2 tRNA genes and 2 rRNA genes are annotated in these 4,191 nt (G+C 53.2%); all 4 read right to left on the reverse strand.

Features of this window, described 5'->3' with window-relative positions:
• Positions 1 to 23 precede the first annotated feature (23 nt).
• Positions 24 to 2,913 (reverse strand): 23S ribosomal RNA (locus VF673_RS14905).
• 241 nt (positions 2,914 to 3,154) lie between these two features.
• Positions 3,155 to 3,230, reverse strand: a tRNA-Ala gene (locus VF673_RS14910).
• 236 nt (positions 3,231 to 3,466) lie between these two features.
• Positions 3,467 to 3,543, reverse strand: a tRNA-Ile gene (locus VF673_RS14915).
• A gap of 110 nt (positions 3,544 to 3,653) precedes the next feature.
• Positions 3,654 to 4,191, reverse strand: a 16S ribosomal RNA gene (locus tag VF673_RS14920); the annotation flags it as partial.

Below are 4,191 nucleotides of genomic sequence, written 5' to 3' on the forward strand. Positions count from 1 at the left end.
GACCCGGATTGCTTGGGTGTTATATGGTCAAGCCACACGGGCAATTAGTACTGGTTAGCTCAACGCCTCACAACGCTTACACACCCAGCCTATCAACGTCGTAGTCTTCGACGGCCCTTCAGGGGGATCAAGTCCCCGGTGAGATCTCATCTTGAGGCACGCTTCCCGCTTAGATGCTTTCAGCGGTTATCGTTTCCGAACGTAGCTACCCGGCAATGCGTCTGGCGACACAACCGGAACACCAGAGGTTCGTCCACCCCGGTCCTCTCGTACTAGGAGCAGCCCCTCTCAAATCTCAAACGTCCACGGCAGATAGGGACCGAACTGTCTCACGACGTTCTAAACCCAGCTCGCGTACCACTTTAAATGGCGAACAGCCATACCCTTGGGACCGGCTTCAGCCCCAGGATGTGATGAGCCGACATCGAGGTGCCAAACACCGCCGTCGATATGAACTCTTGGGCGGTATCAGCCTGTTATCCCCGGAGTACCTTTTATCCGTTGAGCGATGGCCCTTCCATACAGAACCACCGGATCACTAAGACCTACTTTCGTACCTGCTCGACGTGTTGGTCTCGCAGTCAAGCGCGCTTTTGCCTTTATACTCTACGCACGATTTCCGACCGTGCTGAGCGCACCTTCGTACTCCTCCGTTACTCTTTAGGAGGAGACCGCCCCAGTCAAACTACCCACCATACACTGTCCTCGATCCGGATAACGGACCAGAGTTAGAACCTCAAACGTGCCAGGGTGGTATTTCAAGGTTGGCTCCACGCGAACTGGCGTCCACGCTTCAAAGCCTCCCACCTATCCTACACAAGCAAATTCAAAGTCCAGTGCAAAGCTATAGTAAAGGTTCACGGGGTCTTTCCGTCTAGCCGCGGATACACTGCATCTTCACAGCGATTTCAATTTCACTGAGTCTCGGGTGGAGACAGCGCCGCCATCATTACGCCATTCGTGCAGGTCGGAACTTACCCGACAAGGAATTTCGCTACCTTAGGACCGTTATAGTTACGGCCGCCGTTTACCGGGGCTTCGATCAAGAGCTTCGCTTGCGCTAACCCCATCAATTAACCTTCCGGCACCGGGCAGGCGTCACACCCTATACGTCCACTTTCGTGTTTGCAGAGTGCTATGTTTTTAATAAACAGTTGCAGCGGCCTGGTATCTTCGACCAGCCGGGGCTTACGGAGCAAGTCCTTCACCCTGGCCGGCGCACCTTCTCCCGAAGTTACGGTGCCATTTTGCCTAGTTCCTTCACCCGAGTTCTCTCAAGCGCCTTGGTATTCTCTACCTGACCACCTGTGTCGGTTTGGGGTACGATTTCTGGTTACCTGAAGCTTAGAGGCTTTTCCTGGAAGCATGGCATCAACCACTTCCCCTTCAAAAGAAGGGTCGTTATCAGTTCTCGGCCTTGAGATCCCGGATTTGCCTGAGATCTCGGCCTACCACCTTGAACACGGACAACCAACGCCGTGCTGGCCTAGCCTTCTCCGTCCCCCCATCGCAGTAACCAGAAGTACGGGAATATTAACCCGTTTCCCATCGACTACGCCTTTCGGCCTCGCCTTAGGGGTCGACTCACCCTGCGTCGATTAACGTTGCGCAGGAACCCTTGGTCTTCCGGCGAGGGAGTTTTTCACTCCCTTTGTCGTTACTCATGTCAGCATTCGCACTTCTGATACCTCCAGCCAACTTCTCAATTGACCTTCACAGGCTTACAGAACGCTCCTCTACCGCACATCCATAAGGATGCACCCGTAGCTTCGGTGCATGGTTTAGCCCCGTTACATCTTCCGCGCAGGCCGACTCGACTAGTGAGCTATTACGCTTTCTTTAAAGGATGGCTGCTTCTAAGCCAACCTCCTAGCTGTCTAAGCCTTCCCACATCGTTTCCCACTTAACCATGACTTTGGGACCTTAGCTGACGGTCTGGGTTGTTTCCCTTTTCACGACGGACGTTAGCACCCGCCGTGTGTCTCCCGTGCTCGCACTCACCGGTATTCGGAGTTTGCATGGGGTTGGTAAGTCGGGATGACCCCCTAGCCCAAACAGTGCTCTACCCCCGGTGGTGATACACGAGGCGCTACCTAAATAGCTTTCGAGGAGAACCAGCTATCTCCGAGCTTGATTAGCCTTTCACTCCTATCCACAAGTCATCCCCTACCTTTTCAACGGGAGTGGGTTCGGTCCTCCAGTGCCTGTTACGGCACCTTCAACCTGCTCATGGATAGATCGCCCGGTTTCGGGTCTATACCCAGCGACTAAACGCCCTATTAAGACTCGGTTTCCCTACGCCTCCCCTAGACGGTTAAGCTCGCCACTGAATATAAGTCGCTGACCCATTATACAAAAGGTACGCAGTCACCGAACAAGTCGGCTCCCACTGCTTGTACGCATACGGTTTCAGGTTCTATTTCACTCCCCTCACAGGGGTTCTTTTCGCCTTTCCCTCACGGTACTGGTTCACTATCGGTCAGTCAGGAGTATTTAGCCTTGGAGGATGGTCCCCCCATGTTCAGTCAACGTTTCACGTGCGCCGACCTACTCGATTTCACGGCTATGAGTCTTTCGTGTACGGGGCTATCACCCACTATGGCCACACTTTCCAGAGTGTTCCACTAAACTCAAAACCGCTTAAGGGCTGCTCCCCGTTCGCTCGCCACTACTTGGGGAATCTCGGTTGATTTCTTTTCCTCGGGGTACTTAGATGTTTCAGTTCCCCCGGTTCGCCTCACACACCTATGTATTGAGTGTGTGATACCTGGCTTGTGCCAGGTGGGTTTCCCCATTCAGAGATCGCTGGATCAAAGGTCGTTTGCCACCTCCCCAACGCTTATCGCAGGCTACCACGTCTTTCATCGCCTCTGACTGCCAAGGCATCCACCGTATGCGCTTATTCACTTGACCATATAACCCCAAACAATCCAATGGATTGCCAGAGCCCTGGTCTGCATGATGTAAACGACAATCCGGAACTTGCACTTGAGATTACAAGTTACCTTGGGCATGGACCGTGCAGTGAAACACGGCTCATGCCAGTCTTACTTCTATCACTTTTCCACATTTTTAAAGAGCGAACTGATCAGAGATCAGACATCAGGCATTCAATCGAATGACTCATGTATGAACTCTGTGGCGAAACGGAAACTGGTGGAGCCAAGCGGGATCGAACCGCTGACCTCCTGCGTGCAAGGCAGGCGCTCTCCCAGCTGAGCTATGGCCCCTTTTAACTGGTCTTTTTTGCTGCTTGCTGCGTTGCGCTTGTCACTCATTCAGTCACATACAGCAGTATGCTCCTTCATTCGTTCCGGCGCGCGCCTTGCCATCAACAAAAAATCCTGCGTTAAAACTCTACAGGTAAGCTACCCATGACAACTGGCAATTTTTCTTAGGCAAGGCATTCAAGTGCGTAGTGTGCTTTGGCACATGAGCGCTTGAATAACGCGGCATAAGGAAAATTTGGTGGGTCTGGGCAGATTCGAACTGCCGACCTCACCCTTATCAGGGGTGCGCTCTAACCAACTGAGCTACAGACCCAATCGTCTCGGGCAACCTGTAACACTAGTGGCCAGGCTACAGACCTTTTCGCCATCTATCGCGGAATCAAGTAATTCGTGTGGGTGCTTGAAGCGTGGTGATCTATCGATTAAGGAGGTGATCCAGCCGCAGGTTCCCCTACGGCTACCTTGTTACGACTTCACCCCAGTCATGAATCACACCGTGGTAACCGTCCTCCCGAAGGTTAGACTAGCTACTTCTGGTGCAACCCACTCCCATGGTGTGACGGGCGGTGTGTACAAGGCCCGGGAACGTATTCACCGTGGCATTCTGATCCACGATTACTAGCGATTCCGACTTCATGGAGTCGAGTTGCAGACTCCAATCCGGACTACGAGAGACTTTATGGGATTAGCTCCACCTCGCGGCTTGGCAACCCTTTGTATCCCCCATTGTAGCACGTGTGTAGCCCTGGCCGTAAGGGCCATGATGACTTGACGTCATCCCCACCTTCCTCCGGTTTGTCACCGGCAGTCTCCCTAGAGTGCCCACCCGAAGTGCTGGTAACTAGGGACAAGGGTTGCGCTCGTTACGGGACTTAACCCAACATCTCACGACACGAGCTGACGACAGCCATGCAGCACCTGTGTCAGAGTTCCCGAAGGCACCAATCCATCTCTGGAAAGT

This window comes from Halopseudomonas sp. Lyrl_26 (assembly GCF_051948695.1).
GTDB lineage: Bacteria > Pseudomonadota > Gammaproteobacteria > Pseudomonadales > Pseudomonadaceae > Halopseudomonas > Halopseudomonas formosensis.